This window comes from Streptomyces sp. NPDC090741, from assembly GCF_044769045.1.
Classification (GTDB): Bacteria; Actinomycetota; Actinomycetes; order Streptomycetales; family Streptomycetaceae; genus Streptomyces.
This window is the reverse complement of sequence record NZ_JBIVXF010000001.1, coordinates 266,991-286,490: the sequence shown is the minus strand read 5'-3', so window position 1 is coordinate 286,490 and position 19,500 is coordinate 266,991. Positions and strand designations below refer to the sequence as shown.

Sequence of the window (19,500 nt, the reverse complement as noted above, 5' to 3'; positions counted from 1 at the left end):
TCAGCGCAGAGCGGCCTCGTAGACGGGGAGCAGGGTGTCCAGGACCGCTTCCATCGAGAAGGATTCCGCGGCCAGTTCGCGGGCCGCGGCCCCGGCCCTCGCGTTCTCGGAGGGGTCCAGGAGGGCCAGGACGGCCCCCGCCACGCCCGAGGGGCCCGGGGTGACCGCTCGGCCCGCGCCCGCGCAGGCGATGTCGCGGGCCAGGCCGTTCGAGTGCGTGACCACCGACGGGACGCCCACCGACAGGGCTTCCAGGACCGACATCGGGAACGGCTCGTCCACCGACGGCAGGACGTAGACATGGGCCCGGCGCAGCTCCGCCAGGACCTCGGCGGTGGACAGTGCCCCCGGGACCGTGAAGCGGGACGTGAGCCCCAGCTCCGCGATCCGGGCCCGGACCGCCGCCAGCTCGCCCTCGTCCGGGCCGGCCACCACGAACTCCGCGTCCGGGTGCGCCGCCAGGACCGCCGGGGCCGCGTCCACGAAGTCCACCGGGCGCTTACGGGCCTGCAGTCGCGCCGAGTACAGGATGCGCGGGGGACCGGCCGGGGCCGGCCGCTCCTCCTGCGCGGGCGTGCCGTTCACCAGCCGTACGGCCCCAGCGAGCGCGCCGCCCACCACCGCGTCGAGGCCCTCCCGTTCGTGCGGGGTCAGGTACAGCACCGCGTCCGCGCCGCGCAGCAGCCGCCGTACGGCCACCGCGTCCAGCACCTTGGCCAGCACCTTCTCGCTCGGGTCCACCATCCCGTGGGTCTGCAGCACCAGCGGCTTGCCGGCCCGCAGCGCCGCGAGGGCCACCGGCAGGGTCACCAGGTCCCGCGCCAGGTGGACATGGACCACGTCCGCGTCCCGGACCAGCCGGCCCGCCGAGGCCAGCAGGGCCGGCGAGGTCATCCCGCTGAAGCCCAGCGGCAGGATGCGGCGGGCCGGGAACAGCTTCGCCGGCACCCCCTCCACCGAGGTCGGCCACGGATCGGGGAAACCCTCGCCGAGGGCCAGCAGCCCGGCCTCGTATCCGCGCGCCCGCAGCCCCTTGGCCAGGTTCAGCGCGACCCGGACCGGCCCGCCGAACGCGTGCGAGGGGGAGTGGAGCGTGACGGCGTGCAGGACTCTCACTTGGGCTCCTCGGCCTTGGGCTCCTCGGCCTTGGGCTCCTCGGCCTTGGGCTCCTCGACCGGGCGGCGCTGCCCGTCCATCGTCTGCAGGGTCAGTGCAGGAAGGTTTCTGTGGACCACCGATCCGGCGCCCGCCACCGCGCAGCGGCCCACCGTGACACCGGCCAGCACGGTCGCCCGTACCGCCACCCACGCGCCGTCCTCGACCACGATCGGCGCGTTGCGGTAGCGGAAGTCGGCGGCCCGGTGGTCGTGCGAGCCGGTGCAGAGCATGGCCTCCTGCGAGATGCAGACGTTCGCCCCGATGGTCACCGGCTCCAGGTTCAGCAGCCAGGCGCCCTCGCCGATCCACGTGTGATCGCCGACGGTGAGCTTCCACGGCCACAGCACCCGTACCCTGTGCCGGATCAGCACGCCCTCGCCGATCCGCGCGCCGAACGCGCGCAGCAGCGCCACCCGCAGCCGGGCCGGGCAGAACCACGCCATGAACAGCGTGTTCATCACGGCGAACCAGAGCGCCTGCGTCAGCAGCCCGCGCCCCTTGTCGTATCCGGCCAGCGTGAAGGCAGGAAGATCACGCAACTGTCGCCCCTCATCGTGCGCTGCGGGCTCGTCGCGCTCCGCAGGCGCGCCTCCCCGGGCGCCGCCCGCTCAGACTAGACTGCGCGCGGACCAGGCACATGGGGTGGGGGCGGCAGTGGCAACGGACATACGCAAGCCCTCGGTGACCCCGCCGGTTCCGCCCGTCTCGGAGCCGGAGGACGTGCACCGGTGGGGCCGGGTCACCACCCCGCGCACCCTGCTCTCCCGCGCCCTGTCCGTCCCGCTCATCCTCGGCTTCAGCGTCTTCCTGCCGCTGATCGTCGCCGTCCAGTCCGGCGACGGCCAGCACGACGCCGCGTTCTGGCTCCAGCTCCTGCTCACGATGTACGCGGGAGCCCGGCTCTCCGCGATGGTCCTGACCAGCCGACGCAAGCTGCTCCAGGGCTCCTTCTGGCTCTTCGTCTACATGGCGATGGGCGTGGCCCCGCTCGCGCAGGCGGTCCTGGGCCGGGTCCCCACCCCCGTGGTCGGCCCCCGCTCCGACCTCACCGTCGCGATCGGCCTGGTCCTGCTCGGCTGCACGGCGTTCGACGTCGGCGTCCTGCTCGCCCGCCACCGGCCGACCGGGCGGGCCGGCGGCTCCCAGAAGGAGCCGCGGCCGGTCATGGCCCACCGGCGCCGCCTCCAACTGCTGACCGGGCTCGCCTTCCTGTGCAGCGCCGCCTTCATCATGAAGCTCGGCGGCCCGGCGGTGTTCTTCTCCAGCCGCCAGGAGATCATCGCGGGCATCGAGGAGGCGGGCGTCTCCAACGGCGACGGCCAGGCCGGCCAGGCCCTGCTGCGCGGCTTCGGCACGGTCCCGGCGCTGCTCGCCCTGCTGCTGTACACGCGCTGGCTGATCACGTCGACGTACGCCCGCCGCAAGGTGTCGATCATCGTCACCTGGGGGACGCTGGCCCTGCTCAACCTGGTGGTCAACAACCCGATCTCGAACCCGCGGTACTGGTTCCTCACGGTCATGTTCGCGCTGCTGTTCACCGTCTTCCCGGTGAGCGCCGCGATGTACCGGGTGGCGCTGTCGATGGCGGTGGTGATCGCCCTGCTCGTGTTCCCCTTCGCGGACCGCTTCCGGTACGACGAGAAGAACTACAAGCCGGTCGAGACGACGTCGTTCCTGGAGCCGATGGCGCTGAAGGACTACGACCAGATCGGCATGTTCGCGAACACCATCACGTACTCGAACTCCGGGCCCGGGCACTTGTACGGGAGCCAGCTCGCGGGATCCGTCTTCTTCGCGGTGCCGCGCTCGGTCTGGCCGGGCAAGCCGAAGGACACGGGCGTGATGGTCGGAGAGTGGATGGGGACGGTCAACACCAACCTCTCGTCCCCGGTCTGGGCCGAGCTGTGGCTGGACTTCGGCCCGCTGGGCATGGGCGCCGGGCTCCTGGGCATGGGGTACGCGGCGGCCCGGGTGGACCGCCGCTACGCGAAGCGCGCCACGCGGCGCTCGCCTCCGGGCAGCCTGATCTCGGTGGTGGTCCCGCTGGTCGCGGGCTACTCGTTCATCCTCCTGCGGGGCCCCCTGCTCCAGGCCTCCGGCCGGGTGGCGATCGCAGCCCTCTGCCTGGCGCTGGTCGCGACGTACCGCCAGGACAAGACCACCGTCCTGCGCTGACGGATGCCCGGCGGGTCAGGCCGCCGTCGTCACCGGAGGCTCCGGCGCGCGGGCCGGGACGCGCGAGACGCGCAGCCAGGCCGCCGTGGCCTTCAGGGCCGAGCCCGCCGCCAGGCCCCAGGCGGCGCCGGCCACACCGGCCACCGCGTAGCCGCCCAGGAGCAGCGCCACCGACAGCAGCGAGAACACCACCTGCAAGGACAGCGTCGCCTTCGGGTTCAGCACCCGCAGGGTCAGCAGGGCGCACGTGCCCAGGCCCATCACCGCGTACTGGGCTCCCGTGGCGGGGAGCAGGGCGGACGCCGCCGCCCACGTGTCGCCCAGCAGCTCTCGGCCCAGGCCTTCGGGCAGCGCGTACAGGGCCGCGCCCCAGCCGGCGCCCAGCGCCGCCAGCACACCGCCCATCGCCGCCGTCAGCCGGACCACGCCCCGCTTGCCCGACGCCCGCCCGACCACGGGCGGGCCGAACGCGTTCGCCGAGTTGAACAGCACGTTCAGCGGCCCGAACAACGTCGTCGCACCCCGCAGCGCGCCCACCGCCAGCGGGGTCGCGAACAGGCCGAGTCCCAGCACCGCCAGCTGGCTGGAGCCGTTGCCCACCGCGAACTCGACCACGAACCGCTGCCCCAGGTGCCCCCGCCGCAGGTACGGCCGCAGGTCGGCCACCGAGCCCCGGACGTACGGACGCAGGAGCCAGAGCCCCAGCGCGAGCGCCGGAAGCGCCGAGACCCCCCACACCAGCACCAGCCGCCCCGCCGAAGCCCCTTCGGGCTGGAGCAGCAGCGCCGCGACGACGCACACCAGCCGCAGCGCGTCCGCGGCCAGCGCCCGCTCGGGGGTGCGCAGCGCGGAGAAGCAGTACCGCAGCCCGTCCTGGACGAGCACCAGCGGCAGTACGAGGCCCAGTGCGAGGAGGGCCCAGCCGCCGGCCCCGGGCACGGCGAGGCCGACGACGGCCAGTGCCGCGCCCGCCGCCGCCGAGGCGGCCCCGGTGAACGCGAGGCCCGAGCGGCAGACCGCGCCCAGCCGGTCCTCGTCCTTCTCCAGCACCACCGTCTGGCCCACGTACGCCATGTTCAGTCCGAGGAGCACGCTGAACGTCACGTACACCATCGAGAAGTCGGCGAAGCCGGACGCCGAGGACAGCCGGGCGGCCAGCACCAGCACCAGGATGTTGGTGGCGCTGGACGCGGCCTGGTCCAGGACCGAGGAGACGGCGGCGAGGCCGCGCCGGCTCATCTGCGGCCCATGCGCACCGTGCGCAGGGCCACCGTGTCCGTGCCGTCGCCCGGGATGTGCTGCTCCGGCTCGGCCTGCCGGTGCGCCTGCTGCCCTTGGCCCTGCTGCCCCTGGTTCGGCTGCCGCGTGAGCGGCTGCGCCTGCGGCGCGGACGGCCGGGAGGCCTGCGCCGGGGCGGCGGACGCGCCCTTCGCCTTGCCGCCGCGGCCGACCCGGCCGCGCTTCTCGCCCGGCAGCGGAGCGTGCAGCACCGCGCCGAGCACCGTGCCGCCGGCGCCGCTGATCAGCTCGCGGATCCGGGACAGGTCGGTGCGGTGGACGGCGCGCGGGTCGCAGACGACCAGGACGCCGTCGACGCGGTCGACGAGTGCGAGGGCGTCGGCGTACGAGAGCACGGGCGGCGCGAGCACGACGACCGTGGAGTTGGGGGAGTCCGCCTCGGAGATCAGGCGGGTGGCGCGCGGGGAGGTCAGCGCGCGGGCCACGTTGCGCACCGGCTCGCCCGGGATCAGGTCGAAGGCGCCCGACTCCCCGGCGTCGACGACGAGCTGGCGCCCGTCGGGCCAGTCGGTGTCACCGTGGGCCGAGCCCGAGCCCGAGCCGCCCGGAGCCTGGCTCCAGCGCGGCCGGCCGACGCCGGTCGGCAGCTGGCTGGCCAGTACCGGCGTGCGCAGGTCGGCCTCGATGAGCAGGACGTCCTTGCCGGTCTCCGCGAAGGAGGCGGCCAGGTTCACCGCGGCCGCGGCGGCGGTCTCACTGCTGCCGCGCGGGGCGACGACCAGCAGCCGGCGCCGGTCGGCGAAGCGGGAGTCGTACGCGAGCCGGAAGGCCACCGAGCGGAACTCCTCGGCGAGCCGGGGGTCCTCCTCGCCGGCCGCGAGCAGCGGCCCGCCGCCGGTCTTGGACCGCGGCAGGTAGCCGAGTACGGGCGCGCGCAGGGCCCGCGCGACGTCGCCCTCGGAGCGCGGCGCGGGGTCGAACACGAGCCGGACCCACGCGGCGAGCAGGCCCAGGGCGAGGCCCACGGCCGCGCCGAGCGCCAGCGACATCAGGAGGCCGGGGCCGTCGGTGTCGGACGGCGGGGTCGCGGGGCTGGTGACCCGGCCCGGGCTCATGTCCAGGGCCTGGAGCTTGGCGATGTTGCTGTTGAGGGTGTTGACCTTGCTCTGCAGGTCGGTCTTCGAGGCGTACGCGGCGTCGCGGCCCGTGCCCGCCGGCATGGCGTTGATCTGCTTGACGAGCTCGTCCAGGTTCTTGGCGACCGGGTCGCGCTGGTCCTGGTAGCCCTTGACCATCTTGTCGCGCGTGACGTCGAGGGCCTCCTGCCGCTTGAGCAGGTACGCCTCGGTCATCGCGTTGGCGCGGGTGGCCGCCTCCTTCGCGGAGGACGCGGTGTACGTGAAGCGCAGCACCATCGTCTGCGGCGGATTGGTCACCTGCAGGCCGCTGCGCAGGCCGGCGAAGTCCTTGGACGTCACGCCGAGCTTCTTCGCGGCCTCGTTGGCTATGGAGGAGCTGAGCGCGACCTGCCGCTCCGAGCCGATGTTGATCGCCTTGTCGGGCGCGAGACTCGGGTTGAACGGGTCGTCGGTGGGTGCGCGCAGCACGATGTCGGCGGTGGCGACATAGGTGTCGGACGTGGATATGCCGAGGTAGACGCCGCCCAGCAAGCCGATGCCGACGCCCGCCCCGAGGAGGCGGCGGTAGCGCAGGAGCTGCTTGAACTGGTCCCTGAGGAGGTCCGGTTCGTCCTCCGCCGGGACCGACACAGGGCGGTTGGTCTCGATCACGGCTGCGGACCCCCAAGTGCTTCGTCTATCAGTGCGTCGATGCGGGCCAGGCCCGCGTCACGGCTCAGGTGGGCCGCCACGTGCCGCGGTCCGGCCGCCCCGAGTGCATCCGCGCCCTCGGGGTCCTCGGCGAGGGCCCGTACGGCCTTCAGCAGGGCGTGTGGGTCCTCCGGTGGTACGAGCACCCCTGCGCCCGAGCGTTCCACTTCCTGGGCCGTGCCGCCCTGCGCCGCCACGGACGCGACTACGGGTCGGCCGGCCTGGAAGTAGGAGGTCAGTTTGGACGGCACGCTCATGTCGAGCACGGCCGCGTGCTGCGTCACGGCGAGAACGTCCGCCGCCGCGAGGATATCCGGGAACTCTCCGTCGGCGGCAGGGGGGATGATGTCCAGATTGGGCACGTCTGCCGCGAGGTCGGCCAGGGCCGAGCGCTGGCTGCCGTCGCCCATCAGGACGAAACGGACACCCGGATCCAGGCGGGCGGCGCCCACGAGGACTTCGAGGCCCTGCTTGAGGCCCATGTTCCCGGAGTGCAGGACGACCGGCTCGCCGGGGGCCCAGCCGAGGTGGCGCCGGGTCTGGCCGCGCGGCCGGGTGGGCTGCGGGACGTGGGACCAGTTGGGCACGAGGCGGATCTTCTTCGGGTCCACGCCCATACCGACGACCCGGTCCACGAAGGTCTCGTGGATGACGCCGACCAGGGTGGCCCGCTTCAGGGCGTACGCCTCCGCGCGCCCGGCGATCGCGGCCGCCTTGTCGCCGCCGCTGATTCCGCTCTGCGCGGCGGCCGCGCCCATCAGGTCCTGGACGACGGGGATGAAGGGGACCTTCCAGCGGGCGGCGAGCCGGGCCGCGAGGACCCCGCCGGCCAGGCTGGGCATCTGGGCCATGACCGCGTCCGGGCGCGGCATCCGGGGCGGGGCCACGGAGCCGTGCAGCAGAATCGATCCTTCAAAAAGGGCCCGCTTAACGGCGGTCTGGCGGGGCGGCACGGTGTGTGCACGCCGGTGCACTGTGACCCCCGCGCGCCGTTCCGTGCGCCGGAGCGCCCCCTTGTACTCCGGCTCCAACGACCACGACGGGTAGTGCGGCATGCCGGCGAGCACATGGGTGTCGTGGCCGAGATCCGCCCAGTGCTCCGCGATCTGGGTGGCGTACGGCCCAATCCCCGCGTGCTCGGGAGCGTAGTTGGTGGAAACCAGCAGTAGGCGCCGGTGACCGGATCTCGACACTGAACGTCCCCTTCTCCCCAGGATGATGCGCACGTCACCCTATTCGTTCACCGACAGCGTGCGGAACGTGCACGCTATTGTCTGCTAATCCACCACACCGGGGGGTGTGGTCGCTGGGGGGTAACTCATGACGGAGCGCGACATGTCCGACCTTGGCGCACCTGCGCACAGACCGTACCGAGTCGGGTATGCCCCGGGTGCGTACGATCTGTTCCATATCGGACATCTCAATATCCTTCGGCACGCCCGGAGTCAGTGCGACTACCTGGTCGCCGGGGTGGTCTCCGACGAGATGGCGGAATTGGCCAAGGGTCGCCGCCCGATGATCCCGCTCGTGGAGCGGCTGGAAATCGTCCGTAGCGTCCGGTACGTGGACGCGGCGTTCGTCGAAACGGTCCCGGACAAGGTGGAGACCTGGAAGCAGGTCCGCTTCGACGTGATCTTCAAGGGCGACGACTGGCGGGGCACTCCCAAGGGCGACAAGCTGGAGAAGGACTTCTCCGCCGTCGGCGTCGACGTCGTCTACTTCCCCTACACGGTGCACACATCCAGCACCCAGCTGCGCCGGGCCCTGGACGCGCTGTCCGAGCCGCTCACCGCGGAGCGGCGCTGAGCTCCCGGAACCACTTCGCGAGGAACGCCGCCAGGAACAGCACGGCGACCGCGCCGAGCCCCGCGTACGCCCAGCGGAACAGACCCCCGCCCCCGAGCACGAGGAACACCAGGCAGAACACGCCGTAGTCCACGGGTAGCAGCGCCACCGCACGCACGGTCGAGGGCGCTGCGGCGGGGCTCCCCGGCGCCGGCTTCGGCTTGAGCTTCTCGGTCAGCAGCCCGCCGAAGAAGGTGACGACCGAGGCGAACTGGAAGCCCAGCGGCACCAGCAGCCAGCCGGCAGCGCCCGTCCCGCCCGGCCCGCCCGTCCCGTACGCCTCGGGGAAGCGGTAGAACGCGATCAGCACGCAGCTGTGCAGGGCGGTCAGCTTGGCGCAGTCCACGACGTGGTCCAGCCACTCGCCCGCGGCGCTGCCGCCCCCGCGCAGCCGGGCCAGCTGCCCGTCGGCCGAGTCGAAGGCGAAGCCGACGGCGAGCGCGGCCCACACGGCGACGCCCAGCCCCCACGAGGGCGCGGCGAGCGCCACGGCGGCCACGGCGGCGAAGCTGAAGGCGGCGCTGACCAGCGTCACCTGGTTCGGGGTCAGCCCGAGCGCATACGACACGGCGGCCAGATACCGCCCCGCGGGCCGGTTGACGAACCGCGAATAGAGCGACACCCCCTTCGCCGACTTCTGCGCCCCGCGCAGCTCCCGCAGCGCGGTCCCCACTGTCGCCATGCGTACCTCTGATCCCTGCCGATGTGGCACACATGTACGGGTGCACGTGTGTACGAGGCCACATCATCGCAGGACGGGCGAGGGTCCCCGCCCCGCTTCGGCCGCGCACCCGCTTCGGCCGCGCACCCGCCTCCGTCGCCACTCGCCCGAGCCCGCCACCCGCCTCAGCCGACCACCCGCAGCAGCAGCACCGACCGGGCCGGCACCGTCAGCGTCTCCCCGCCCCGGTGCCGGGTGCCGGGAGGCGCGGCCTGGTCCTCCCGCGCGGTGTCCAGCACCAGCTCGTAGACCGCCGCCCACGGCGCGCCCGGCAGCACCCATGCCACCGGCCGGTCCCCGGCGTGCAGCAGTGCCAGGAAGCTGTCGTCGCTGACCTGCCGCCCCCGCTCGTCGCGGCCCGGGATGTCCCGCCCCGACAGGTACATGCCGAGCCCGGCGGCCGGGGCGTACCAGTCCCGCTCGGTCATCTCCGTGCCCGACGGGGTGAACCAGGCCAGGTCCCGCAGCCCGTCCGCGCCCTGCGGCCGCCCCGAGAAGAAGGCCCGCCGGCGCAGCACCGGATGCTCCTGGCGCAGCGCCACCAGCCGCGCGGCCAGTGCGAACAGTTCCCGCCAGGCCGGATCCTCCAGCAGCGACCAGTCCACCCAGCCCGTCTCGTTGTCCTGGCAGTACGCGTTGTTGTTGCCGCCCTGCGTCCGCCCGAACTCGTCCCCGGCCACCAGCATCGGCACCCCGGTCGACAGCAGCAGCGTGGTCAGCAGGTTGCGCAGCTGCCGCCGCCGCAGCACCCCGATCCGGGCATCGTCCGTCTCACCCTCCACCCCGCAGTTCCACGAGCGGTTGTCGTTGGTCCCGTCGCGGCCCGCCTCCCCGTTGGCCTCGTTGTGCTTGTGCTCGTACGACACCAGGTCGCGCAGGGTGAAGCCGTCGTGCGCCGTCACGAAGTTCACCGAGGCGTACGGCCGCCGCCCGCCCCACGCGTACAGGTCGCTGGAGCCCGACAGCCGGTACCCGAGGTCCCGTACGTCGGGCAGCGCGCCCCGCCAGAAGTCCCGTACGGCATCGCGGTACCGGTCGTTCCACTCCGTCCACAGCGGCGGGAACGCCCCCACCTGGTAGCCGCCCGAGCCCACGTCCCAGGGCTCGGCGATCAGCTTGACCCGCCGCAGCACCGGATCCTGGGCGATCACCGCGAGGAACGGCGAGAGCATGTCCACGTCGTGCATCGAGCGGGCCAGCGCCGCCGCCAGATCGAAGCGGAACCCGTCCACCCCCATCTCCGTCACCCAGTAGCGCAGCGAGTCCGTGATCAGCCGCAGCACGTGCGGGCGCCCCGCGTGCAGGGTGTTCCCGCAGCCCGTGTAGTCGGCGTACCGGCGCTGGTCGGACTGGAGCCGGTAGTAGCCCCGGTTGTCGATCCCGCGCAGCGACAGCGTCGGGCCCAGCTCGCCCGCCTCCGCCGTGTGGTTGTAGACCACGTCGAGGATGACCTCGATCCCGGCCGCGTGCAGGGCCCGCACCATCCGCTTGAACTCGCCGACCTGCTGCCCGGCCGTACCGGACGAGGAGTAGCCGGCGTGCGGGGCGAAGTAGCCGATCGAGTTGTAGCCCCAGTAGTTGCGCAGGCCCCGGCGCAGCAGGTGGTCCTCGTGCGCGAACTGGTGCACCGGCAGCAGCTCGACCGCCGTCACGCCCAGCTTCACCAGGTGCTCCACCGCCGCGGGATGGGCCAGGCCCGCATACGTGCCGCGCAGCTCCTCGGGAACACCCGGATGGCGCATCGTGAACCCGCGCACGTGCAGCTCGTAGATCACCGAATCGGCCCACGGGGTCTTCGGCCGGACGTCGTCCGCCCAGTCGTCGTCATCGTGGACGACGACCCCCTTGGGGACGTACGGCGCCGAGTCGCGGTCGTCGCGCACGGTGTCCGCGATGTACTGCTGCGGCCAGTCGCGGACGTGCCCGTACACCTCCGGCGGCAGCGCGAAGTCCCCGTCGACGGCCCGGGCGTACGGGTCCAGCAGCAGCTTGGCCGGATTGAACCGGGCCCCCGTCCAGGGGTCCCAGCGGCCGTGCACCCGGAACCCGTACCGCTGCCCGGGGCGCACCCCGGGCAGGAAGCCGTGCCAGATCTCGTGCGTCAGCTCGGTCAGCGCACACCGGGTCTCGGCGCCCTCCGCGTCGAAGAGGCACACCTCCACCGCCTCCGCGCCCTGCGCCCACAGTGCGAAGTTGGTGCCCGCCGTCCCGTCCGGGCCGCTGCGGAACCGCGCCCCCAGCGGGTGCGAGGACCCCGGCCACACCGGGGGTCCCGAGCGCGTGACGGCCCGTAAGGCCGACTCGCGACCCTGTATCACCGGCCCGCTCCACTGGCCGTTGACGTGCGGGGCGGGCGGCACGGGAGAGGCGGGCGGTGCGGCCCCGCCGCTGCGCACCGCTTCCACCGCGCCCACGGTTTCGACGGCCTCCACGGCTTCCCTCGTCCCGACCGACTCCACTGAGGCCACTGAGGTCACTGACTCCATGGCGGCGGCATCCACCGCCTCTTGCTCGGCTGCGCTCGACACTGCCCGCCTCCACGGCTCCTGGGTACCGGCGGGGGAAGGCAGTGCGGCCCCGGCGTCCCTGCCAGGGCCCGCCCCCGTCTGGTCCTTCCCACTGTTCTGCCCGGAGAGATCCGCCCGGAACGTGGCCCGCGCTCACGTTTCCCCCGGAGGGGCCCCGTCGTTGGAGGGACCGTGACACTTCTGACGAGGCGGGCAGGGGCGGGCTTGGCCGCCGTGGCGGCATGGGCGGGCCTGCTGGGCGGCCTGGCCGGATGCACCGCGAGCGGCGGTTCCCCCGTCGAGATCCAGCTTCCCGGCAAACCCCGGTCGCCCGACGAGGCCATCCGGATCACCCCCGAGGACAACGCCAAGGGGGTTCCGGCCGAGGGCCCGCTGACGGTCAGAGTGCCCGAGGGCCGCCTCGAACGGGTCGTGGTGACCAAGGTCGAGGACGCCCAGGAGGAGCGCCTGCCCGGCTCCATCGCCCCAGACGGCCTCAGCTGGAGCCCCGACGCCGAGGGCGGCCGGCTCGCGCTCGCCGCCAAGTACACCGTGGACGCGGTCGCCCTCGACGGCCACAACCGGCGCCAGGCCCGGCACACCACCTTCACCACCTACGTCCCCGAGGAGCGGTTCATCGGCTACTTCAAGCCCGAGAACCGCTCCACCGTCGGCACCGGCATGATCGTCTCCTTCAACTTCAACCGGTCGATCGCGAACCGCGCCGACGTCGAGCGGGCCATCACCATCACCTCCAAGCCCCCGGTGCAGGTCGTCGGCCACTGGTTCGGCAAGGAGCGCCTCGACTTCCGGCCCAGGCAGTACTGGAAGCCCGGCACCGAGGTCACCATCACCATGAACCTGCGGGACGTGCAGGGCGCGCCCGGCTCGTACGGCATCCAGGACAAGTCCGTCACCTTCACGGTCGGCCGCTCCCAGGTCTCCCTCGTGGACGCGGAGGCGCACACGATGGAGGTCCGCCGCGACGGGAAGCTGGTCTCCACCCTCCCGATCAGCGCCGGAGCACCCAAGCACACCACCTACAACGGCAAGATGGTGGTGCTGGAGATGTTCGACGTGACCCGGATGAACGGCCAGACCGTCGGGTTCGGCGGCGAGTACGACATCCCCGACGTCCCGCACGCCATGCGGCTCACCACCTCCGGGACCTTCCTGCACGGGAACTACTGGGCCAGCCCCGACACCTTCGGCTCCACCAACACCAGCCACGGCTGTGTGGGGCTGCGTGACGACAAGGGCGGCGGCTCGGACACCCCGGCCGGCTGGTTCTTCGACCGGACCCTGGTCGGGGACGTGGTGGAGGTCGTGAACTCCCAGGACAAGACGGTCGCCCCGAACAACGGGCTGGGCGGCTGGAACACGTCCTGGGCGGACTGGGTCGCGGGCTCCGCCATCACCTGACGCGCGCCGGGCGCGCACCGGTCGAGTGATCGTCATACCGGAATGCGGTAGTCCGAGTGTGTCCTGCGTCCGGCACGCCCGATCCTGCGCTCAGCTTTCTCCAGCCGAGCGGCGCGGCAGCGCAGCAGCGCCAGGAGACGGACGGAGCATCATGTCAGCAAGGAACCGGACCCTCGGGCTCGCGGTCGGAGCCGTTCTGGCCGCCGGGGCGTCCACGGCCCTCGCGGCGGGCCCCGGTGCGGGCCCCCGTGCGGACCGGCCCGCGCAGGGACAGGCATCGGCGCGGGCCGCCCTGCGCGCCCCGCTGCCGGACGGCCTCGGCCCCTGCATCCCGGGCCGGTGCCCCGATCCGTTCCCGCCGGTCGACGTCGGTACCGTGGCCAAGGGCTACGACGACGCCGTCAACGTCTTCGTCGGCGGGGACTTCCGGGTCCGCGAACGCACGGCCGAGGCCGAGGGCAAAGTCGTCGTCCTCGGCAGCTTCGACCAGGACAAGGACCCCCAGGCCGGCCAGGCCTACAACATCGGCATCGTCGGCGCGGGCTCCCTGGTGCAGCCCCCGCCCGGCTCGGACTTCCTCGCCACCGGCCAGAACGTCCACATCGCCGCCGGTGAGCGGCTGATCTCCGACGGCGGCGTGGTCCGGTACGCCGGCACCGCACCCGGCCCCGGCCGGGTCACCGGCCCGCTGGTCAACGACACGGCCGCCGTGGTCAAGTACGCCGGCCTGCGCGACCGGCTCACCGCCGCCGGCAAGTGCTACGCGCGGGTCGACGGGCAGCTCCGTACGGCCACCGGCACGGCCGTCAACGCCTCCGGGACCACGGTCTTCACCGGGGACAACGTCTCGAAACTCCAGGTCTTCAACGTCGACTTCAACATGGTGTCCGGCGCAAGCGGCGGCGGCGCGGGCGGGGCGATCGGCATCCGCTTCGACCGGATCCCGCCGGACGCCACCGTCCTCGTCAACGTCCTCGGCACCCACCGCACCATCAGCACCTACAGCGGCACCATCAGCGACACCAACAGCCCCTGGAACGCCCTGCGCACCCGACTGCTGTGGAACTTCCCGGACGCCACGACCGTTCACCTCCAGGGCAGCGGCCAGTTCCAGGGCGCCGTGCTCATCGGCGAGTAGGCCTCGCAGACCACGGTCACCCTCCCCGGCATGAACGGCCGCTTCTTCACCACCGGCACGCTCACCCACACCAGTGTCGACGGCCAGGGCGGCGGCCAGGAGTTCCACGCCTACCCCTTCAACGGTGACCTGCCCGACTGCGCCGTGACCCCGCCCGTACCCGTCACCGGATCGGTCTCCGTCCTCAAGCGGGACGAGACGGGCAAGCCGCTGGCCGGCGCGCACTTCGAGCTGTGGCGCGAGACCAACGGCCGCAGCGGCGCCCAGTTCACGGGCGACGACCCCGACGCCAAGCTCGCCGACTGCGTCACCCCCGCCACCGGGATCTGCGCCCGCGAGTCCGAGCTCGGCACGTACTACTGGCACGAGACGGCCGCTCCCGACGGGTACGCGCTGCCCCGGCACCGCGTCTTCCCGCTGACACTGACCGCCGGGAACGCCACGGCGGGCGTGCAGTACGTGGTGGACAACGTGAAGGTGCCGCCGCCGGCGCCCACCGGCAGGGTCGCCGTCCACAAGGTCGACGCCGACGGCACCACCCCGCTCGCCCTGGCCACCTTCCAGCTGTGGCGCGAGACCAACGGACGGACCGGCCTCCAGACGGACGGCGCCGGCGGCTCACCGGACACGCTCGTCGAGAACGCGTGCGTCACCGGTGCCGACGGCCGGTGCGAGCGGGTGGTGGAGCCCGGTGCGTACCACTGGCGCGAGACCGTAGCCCCCGCGGGCTACGAGCTGCCCGCGCAGCCGGTGACCACGGTGGTGCTCACCGAGGCGGACGTCACCACCGGGATCACGGCCACCGTCGTCAACAGCAAGGAGTACCGCGGGGAGCTGGAGGTCCTGAAGAAGGACGCCAAGACCAAGCGGCCGCTGCGCGGCGCGGTGTTCGAGGTCTGGAAGGAGACCAACGGGACCGCGGGCCTGCAGACCGCGGGCATCAACGCCGACGTCCTGGTCAAGGCGGGCTGCGCGACCGACGGCGCAGGCGTCTGCACCTTCGGGTACCTGGAGTCGGGCGCGTACTACCTGCGGGAGACGGACGTACCCGAGGGCTACGTGCTGCCGGACAGCAGGGTGACCGGGCCGCTGCGCCTCGACGAGCAGACCCCCGGCCACAGGCTGGTGGTGACGGTGGACAACCGGCGCGACGACCACGGCAAGGGCAAGGGCAAGGGCAAGGGCAAGGGCAAGGGCAAGGGCGACGGCGACGGCGGCAAGGGCCGCGGCCGCAGCTGAACCGCCCCGCCGATGCGCCGGTGAGGTGACCCGCTCACCCCACCGGCGCACCCGCGCGGGCCGCCCGGGGCCGGTCCGGGTTGGCTGGGCCCCGGCGGCCCGGCCGGCGGCCCGGCCGGCGGGCCCGAGGAGGCCCGTATGACCGCAGGGACACGTGTACCCGTACCCGCGACACGAGGCGCAGCCGCGGCCGTCCTGGCCGCCGCCGTACTCGCCCTCAGCGCGCCGGCCCCGGCGTACGCGGCCCTGGCGGCCGCTCCCGAGCCCGCCTGCACCGCCGGCACCGGGCCCTACCAGCGCGAGCTGGAGGCCCACCTCGGCGCCCCGTCGACGGGACGCAGTCCCCGGCCGACTGCGCGGCCGTCCGCGCCTTCCAGAGCGCCAACGGCATCACCCCCGCCGACGGTTACCCCGGCCTCGCCACGTACCGCACGATGGTCGCCGTGGCCGCCCGCGCCCGCCCCGACGCCGACGGTGCCTGCCCCGTCCGCACCGGCCGGGTGACCTGCGTGGACCTCGACCGGCAGCTGCTGTGGGTCCAGCGCGGCGGCGCCCTCGTCTTCCCGCCCGTGCCCGTCCGCACCGGCCGCGACGACCAGGAGACCCGCCCCGGCCGACACGAGATCTACTGGCGCAGCAAGGACCACGAGTCCACGCTGTACGACAACGCCCCCATGCCGTACGCCCAGTTCTTCGACGGGGGCCAGGCCCTGCACGGCCGCCCCGGCGACCTCTACGCGCACGGCGGCTCGGCCGGCTGCGTCAACCTCTCCGTACCGGACGCCGAACGCCTGTGGAACCTGCTGGACGAGGGCGACGCCGTCTACGTCTGGGGCACCGAACCCGGTACGGAGAACTGAGCCCGCCCGGGTCCGCCGGGCGTTCCCTTCTCTTGGGACGGAACGGTGACAAGACCGTTTCTCTTCGTGATCCCCCCGTGTGATTTCCTGTCGACATGCGCGCGACTGTCCGCGCGCGGGGGACATGGGGAGAAGAAGAGTGAACCTGCAGCCGATACGCGGCCGCGCCCGCCGCACCGGCCTGCCGGCCCTCCTGCTCGGAGCGGCACTGCTGCTCACCAGCGCGTGCAGCGGCGGCGGCAACACGGGTGGGGGAGGCGGCGACAACGGCGCCGGCGGAGGCGGCAAGAACGGCACCGAGGCGTCCAAGGCCGTCGTCGGCGTCAAGCCGGACGACGGGGCCAAGGAGGTCGCCACCAGCGGCATCCTGAAGATAACCAGCACCGGCGGCAAGCTCACCACGGTGACCGTCGCCGACACCAAGGGCAACGCCGTCGACGGCAAGCTCGCCGAGGACGGCGCGAGCTGGGAGCCCGCCCGCAACCTGGCCGCCGCCACCGAGTACAAGGTGCACGCCGTCGCCAAGGACGAGGCCGGCCGCGAGTCCGCCAAGGACACCACGTTCACCACTCTCACCCCGACCAACACCTTCGTCGGCCACTACACGCCCGAGGACGGCGAGACCGTCGGCGTGGGCATGCCGGTGTCGTTCAACTTCACCCGCGGCATCACCAACACCGAGGCCGTCGAGAAGGCCATCACGGTGACGGCCGAGCCGTCGGTCCCGGTCGAGGGACACTGGTTCGGCAACGACCGCCTCGACTTCCGCCCCGAGAAGTACTGGGCAGCGGGCACCAAGGTCACCGTGAAGATGGCCCTCGACGGCGTCGAAGGCCGCCCCGGCGTCTACGGCAAGCAGACCCGTACGGTCACCTTCACCATCGGCCGCTCGCAGGTCTCCACGGTCGACGCGAGCGAGCACACGATGCAGGTCGTCCGCGACGGCCAGGTGTTCAAGGACCTCCCGATCACCGCGGGCGCCCCGTCGACGACCACGTACAACGGGCAGATGGTCATCAGCGAGAAGTACAAGGTGACCCGGATGAACGGCGCGACCGTCGGCTTCGGCGGCGAGTACGACATCTCGGACGTCCCGCACGCGATGCGCCTGTCCCAGTCGGGCACCTTCGTCCACGGCAACTACTGGGCCTCCTCGGGCACGTTCGGCTCCGAGAACGTCAGCCACGGCTGCGTGGGCCTCAAGGACGTCCGCGGCGCCGGTGACGGCAACCAGCCCGCCGCCTGGTTCTTCAACGAGTCGCTGATCGGCGACGTCGTCATCGTCAAGAACTCCAAGGACAAGCAGATCGCCCCGGACAACGGCCTCAACGGCTGGAACATGGACTGGGCGGAGTGGATCAAGTAGTCCTCCCCCGCACGTAGTCGAGTGGCCCGGTGCTGTGACCCACAGCACCGGGCCACTCGCGTTAGCCACCGCTAACCTTCCGCGTATGACCCTCTCTCTCGAAGTCTCCGAAGGCGTCGGCACCCTCCGCCTGGACCGGCCGCCCATGAACGCCCTGGACATCGCCACCCAGGACCGGCTGCGCGAGCTCGCGGTGGAGGCCACCGACCGGGCCGACGTACGCGCGGTGATCATCTACGGCGGCGAGAAGGTGTTCGCGGCCGGCGCGGACATCAAGGAGATGCAGACGATGGACCACGCGGCGATGGTCGCCCGGTCCCGCGCGCTCCAGGACGCGTTCACCGCCGTGGCCCGGATCCCCAAGCCGGTCGTGGCCGCCGTCACCGGCTACGCCCTCGGCGGCGGTTGCGAGCTCGCGCTGTGCGCCGACTACCGCATCGCCGCCGACAACGCGAAGCTCGGCCAGCCCGAGATCCTGCTGGGCCTGATCCCGGGGGCCGGCGGCACCCAGCGGCTATCCCGGCTGATCGGCCCGTCCAAGGCCAAGGACCTGATCTTCACCGGCCGCATGGTCAAGGCCGAGGAGGCGCTCTCCCTCGGTCTCGTGGACCGGGTCGTGCCCGCCGCCGAGGTGTACGAGCAGGCGCACGCCTGGGCCGCCAAGCTGGCCCAGGGCCCGGCGATCGCGCTGCGCGCCGCCAAGGAGTGCGTGGACGCGGGCCTGGAGGCGGACATCGACACCGGCCTGACCATCGAACGCAACTGGTTCGCGGGCCTGTTCGCCACCGAGGACCGCGAGCGCGGCATGCGCAGCTTCGTCGAGGAGGGCCCGGGCAAGGCGAAGTTCGTCTAGCCGGAAGGCCGTTGGTCCTCCCTAGGGGTGGATTAGCCAGGCCTTAAGAGAGCCTTAAGGCATGATGGAGATCCACCCCCGGTGATCTTCCGGGAGCGGTGGGTCACCGCAGATCAGGGTGGTCCCACGACTCTCCGGTTGCCCCGCGCATATGACGGAACTCCCCCTTGGAATCGATGATTCCGGGGGGTGTTTTCCTAAGGAACGGCCCGGGCGGACGCATCGGCCGTCCATGATGGGTTCATGGCGGGCCTGGAGGGTGTGGAACAGCCGCGGCAGCGCAACAGCGCTTCCGCCGTACGGCTGACGGCGGCTCTTGAGGACGAACAGGGTCTCAAGGCACTGGAGTTGTACGGGAATCCGGCTGAGGCGGAAGTGAACCTGCCGTCCATGCCGGAGTCGGCGAGCACGGCCCGCCGGCTCACCCAGTACGTGGTGATCCGCTTCTGGGGATTCTCCCCGCAGGTGTCCGAGCACACCGTCCTGCTGGTCTCCGAGCTCGTCGGCAACGCGGTGCGGCACACCGGCGCCCGGTCGTTCGGCTTACGGATGCACCGGCGACGCGGCTGGATCCGGGTGGAGGTGCGCGACCCCTCGCGGGGGCTGCCCTGCCTGATGCCGGTGCACGAGCTGGACACCACCGGGCGGGGGCTCTTCCTCGTCGACAAGCTCTCCGACCGCTGGGGCGCCGACCTGCTGCCGCGCGGCAAGATCACCTGGTTCGAGATGCGGGTGGCCGACCGCTGACCGCTCCCGTGTGGACATCGACCCCTGGAATGCCTGAAGCCCCCGGTCGCCGTGGTGGGGCGTCGTGGGGGCTTCATGGGTGCGCCGAGGATCGAAGGGGGTGTGATCCTCGGCGTGGCGACTTCGCTCGGGTCAATGGGGAAGCCGTGATTCCGACTATGGCAGACGGGCGACCAAACGCCAAAAGTCCCAACCTGGACATAAGTGTGCAAATAGTAAGAGTTTCGGGTTAAATCCTAGGTGAGGTGGGCCACTCACCTCGCAATCGATGAATAACTATCCATCGCTCCGTGTGATTCATTGATCGAATACCGGACACTCCCTCGCTCGGGTGCACTCCGGCGAAGATCCCGAAATGGGTCAATCGTTATCTTCCGCGCCATCCGCCCCTTAAATGGGCA

General features: G+C 72.3%; 15 protein-coding genes and 1 pseudogene. 9 read left to right on the top strand and 7 right to left on the bottom strand.

From position 1 onward, the window contains the following. Complete coding sequence (locus ACIQU4_RS01300) at positions 1 to 1,116, bottom strand: glycosyltransferase (protein WP_403724304.1); 1,116 nt, start codon at positions 1,114 to 1,116, stop codon at positions 1 to 3. Then, positions 1,113 to 1,697, bottom strand: coding sequence for a WcaF family extracellular polysaccharide biosynthesis acetyltransferase (locus tag ACIQU4_RS01295; protein WP_403724301.1), 585 nt, complete (start codon positions 1,695 to 1,697; stop codon positions 1,113 to 1,115). Before ACIQU4_RS01295 ends, ACIQU4_RS01300 begins: the two co-directional genes overlap by 4 nt. A 115-nt stretch (positions 1,698 to 1,812) precedes the next feature. Between ACIQU4_RS01295 and ACIQU4_RS01290 the strand changes: the two genes are divergently transcribed. Continuing rightward, positions 1,813 to 3,333, top strand: a complete 1,521-nt coding sequence (locus tag ACIQU4_RS01290) for a hypothetical protein (protein ID WP_403724298.1) — start codon at positions 1,813 to 1,815, stop codon at positions 3,331 to 3,333. A 15-nt stretch (positions 3,334 to 3,348) separates the two neighbouring features. On the opposite strand, the gene ACIQU4_RS01285 is transcribed toward ACIQU4_RS01290, so the two are convergent. Genes ACIQU4_RS01285 through ACIQU4_RS01275 form a run of 3 tightly spaced genes read right to left on the bottom strand, consistent with a single transcriptional unit; the run spans position 3,349 to position 7,564 of the window. Further along, entirely contained in the window at positions 3,349 to 4,572 is a 1,224-nt protein-coding gene (locus ACIQU4_RS01285; RefSeq protein WP_403724296.1) for a hypothetical protein, read from the bottom strand. Continuing rightward, positions 4,569 to 6,362 carry a lipopolysaccharide biosynthesis protein gene (locus ACIQU4_RS01280; protein WP_403724293.1) on the bottom strand — a complete coding sequence of 598 codons (1,794 nt, stop codon included), beginning with the start codon at positions 6,360 to 6,362 and terminating at the stop codon, positions 4,569 to 4,571. Before ACIQU4_RS01280 ends, ACIQU4_RS01285 begins: the two co-directional genes overlap by 4 nt. Beyond that, positions 6,359 to 7,564: a glycosyltransferase family 4 protein gene (locus tag ACIQU4_RS01275; protein WP_403725908.1), complete on the bottom strand. Its 1,206-nt coding sequence runs from the start codon at positions 7,562 to 7,564 to the stop codon at positions 6,359 to 6,361. The genes ACIQU4_RS01280 and ACIQU4_RS01275 overlap by 4 nt, the downstream gene beginning before the upstream one ends. Before the next feature lie 172 nt (positions 7,565 to 7,736). Between ACIQU4_RS01275 and ACIQU4_RS01270 the strand changes: the two genes are divergently transcribed. Further along, positions 7,737 to 8,207, top strand: a complete 471-nt coding sequence (locus ACIQU4_RS01270) for an adenylyltransferase/cytidyltransferase family protein (RefSeq protein ID WP_403724291.1) — start codon at positions 7,737 to 7,739, stop codon at positions 8,205 to 8,207. On the opposite strand, the gene ACIQU4_RS01265 is transcribed toward ACIQU4_RS01270, so the two are convergent. Next, the gene (locus ACIQU4_RS01265; RefSeq protein WP_403724288.1) at positions 8,188 to 8,928 is read right to left on the bottom strand and encodes a CDP-alcohol phosphatidyltransferase family protein; all 741 of its coding nucleotides are present in this window, start codon (positions 8,926 to 8,928) and stop codon (positions 8,188 to 8,190) included. The two genes, ACIQU4_RS01270 and ACIQU4_RS01265, sit on opposite strands and share 20 nt — an antisense overlap. A gap of 164 nt (positions 8,929 to 9,092) precedes the next feature. Next, the gene (gene glgX / locus ACIQU4_RS01260; RefSeq protein WP_403725906.1) at positions 9,093 to 11,444 is read right to left on the bottom strand and encodes a glycogen debranching protein GlgX; all 2,352 of its coding nucleotides are present in this window, start codon (positions 11,442 to 11,444) and stop codon (positions 9,093 to 9,095) included. 231 nt (positions 11,445 to 11,675) lie between these two features. Here glgX and ACIQU4_RS01255 point away from each other — a divergent pair, with 231 nt between their 5' ends. The 7 genes and pseudogenes from ACIQU4_RS01255 to ACIQU4_RS01225 all read left to right on the top strand — a co-directional run bounded on the left by ACIQU4_RS01255 (position 11,676) and on the right by ACIQU4_RS01225 (position 19,099). Further along, entirely contained in the window at positions 11,676 to 12,896 is a 1,221-nt protein-coding gene (locus ACIQU4_RS01255; protein WP_403725903.1) for an Ig-like domain-containing protein, read from the top strand. 151 nt (positions 12,897 to 13,047) lie between these two features. Beyond that, a complete protein-coding gene (locus ACIQU4_RS01250) occupies positions 13,048 to 14,034 on the top strand; it encodes a choice-of-anchor A family protein (RefSeq protein WP_403724285.1) in 987 nt (328 codons plus the stop codon). A gap of 30 nt (positions 14,035 to 14,064) precedes the next feature. Then, on the top strand, positions 14,065 to 15,273 hold the full coding sequence (locus ACIQU4_RS01245; protein ID WP_403724283.1) for a collagen binding domain-containing protein: 1,209 nt from the start codon (positions 14,065 to 14,067) through the stop codon (positions 15,271 to 15,273). Between the two features lie 138 nt (positions 15,274 to 15,411). Beyond that, a pseudogene (locus ACIQU4_RS01240) lies at positions 15,412 to 16,133 on the top strand (L,D-transpeptidase family protein). A 145-nt stretch (positions 16,134 to 16,278) separates the two neighbouring features. Next, the gene (locus tag ACIQU4_RS01235; protein WP_403725901.1) at positions 16,279 to 17,499 is read left to right on the top strand and encodes an Ig-like domain-containing protein; all 1,221 of its coding nucleotides are present in this window, start codon (positions 16,279 to 16,281) and stop codon (positions 17,497 to 17,499) included. Between the two features lie 85 nt (positions 17,500 to 17,584). Then, the gene (locus ACIQU4_RS01230; RefSeq protein ID WP_385588144.1) at positions 17,585 to 18,352 is read left to right on the top strand and encodes an enoyl-CoA hydratase/isomerase family protein; all 768 of its coding nucleotides are present in this window, start codon (positions 17,585 to 17,587) and stop codon (positions 18,350 to 18,352) included. Positions 18,353 to 18,595: 243 nt separating this feature from the next. Then, on the top strand, positions 18,596 to 19,099 hold the full coding sequence (locus ACIQU4_RS01225) for an ATP-binding protein (RefSeq protein ID WP_403724280.1): 504 nt from the start codon (positions 18,596 to 18,598) through the stop codon (positions 19,097 to 19,099). Positions 19,100 to 19,500: the final 401 nt, after the last annotated feature.

Coding starts and splice junctions, on each gene's coding strand:
- ACIQU4_RS01285 (WP_403724296.1), bottom strand. CDS start 4,572: ATGAGCCGGCGCGGCCTCGCCGCCGTCTCCTCGGTCCTGGACCAGGCC.
- ACIQU4_RS01270 (WP_403724291.1), top strand. CDS start 7,737: ATGTCCGACCTTGGCGCACCTGCGCACAGACCGTACCGAGTCGGGTAT.
- ACIQU4_RS01265 (WP_403724288.1), bottom strand. CDS start 8,928: ATGGCGACAGTGGGGACCGCGCTGCGGGAGCTGCGCGGGGCGCAGAAG.
- ACIQU4_RS01250 (WP_403724285.1), top strand. CDS start 13,048: ATGTCAGCAAGGAACCGGACCCTCGGGCTCGCGGTCGGAGCCGTTCTG.
- ACIQU4_RS01245 (WP_403724283.1), top strand. CDS start 14,065: ATGAACGGCCGCTTCTTCACCACCGGCACGCTCACCCACACCAGTGTC.
- ACIQU4_RS01230 (WP_385588144.1), top strand. CDS start 17,585: ATGACCCTCTCTCTCGAAGTCTCCGAAGGCGTCGGCACCCTCCGCCTG.
- ACIQU4_RS01225 (WP_403724280.1), top strand. CDS start 18,596: ATGGCGGGCCTGGAGGGTGTGGAACAGCCGCGGCAGCGCAACAGCGCT.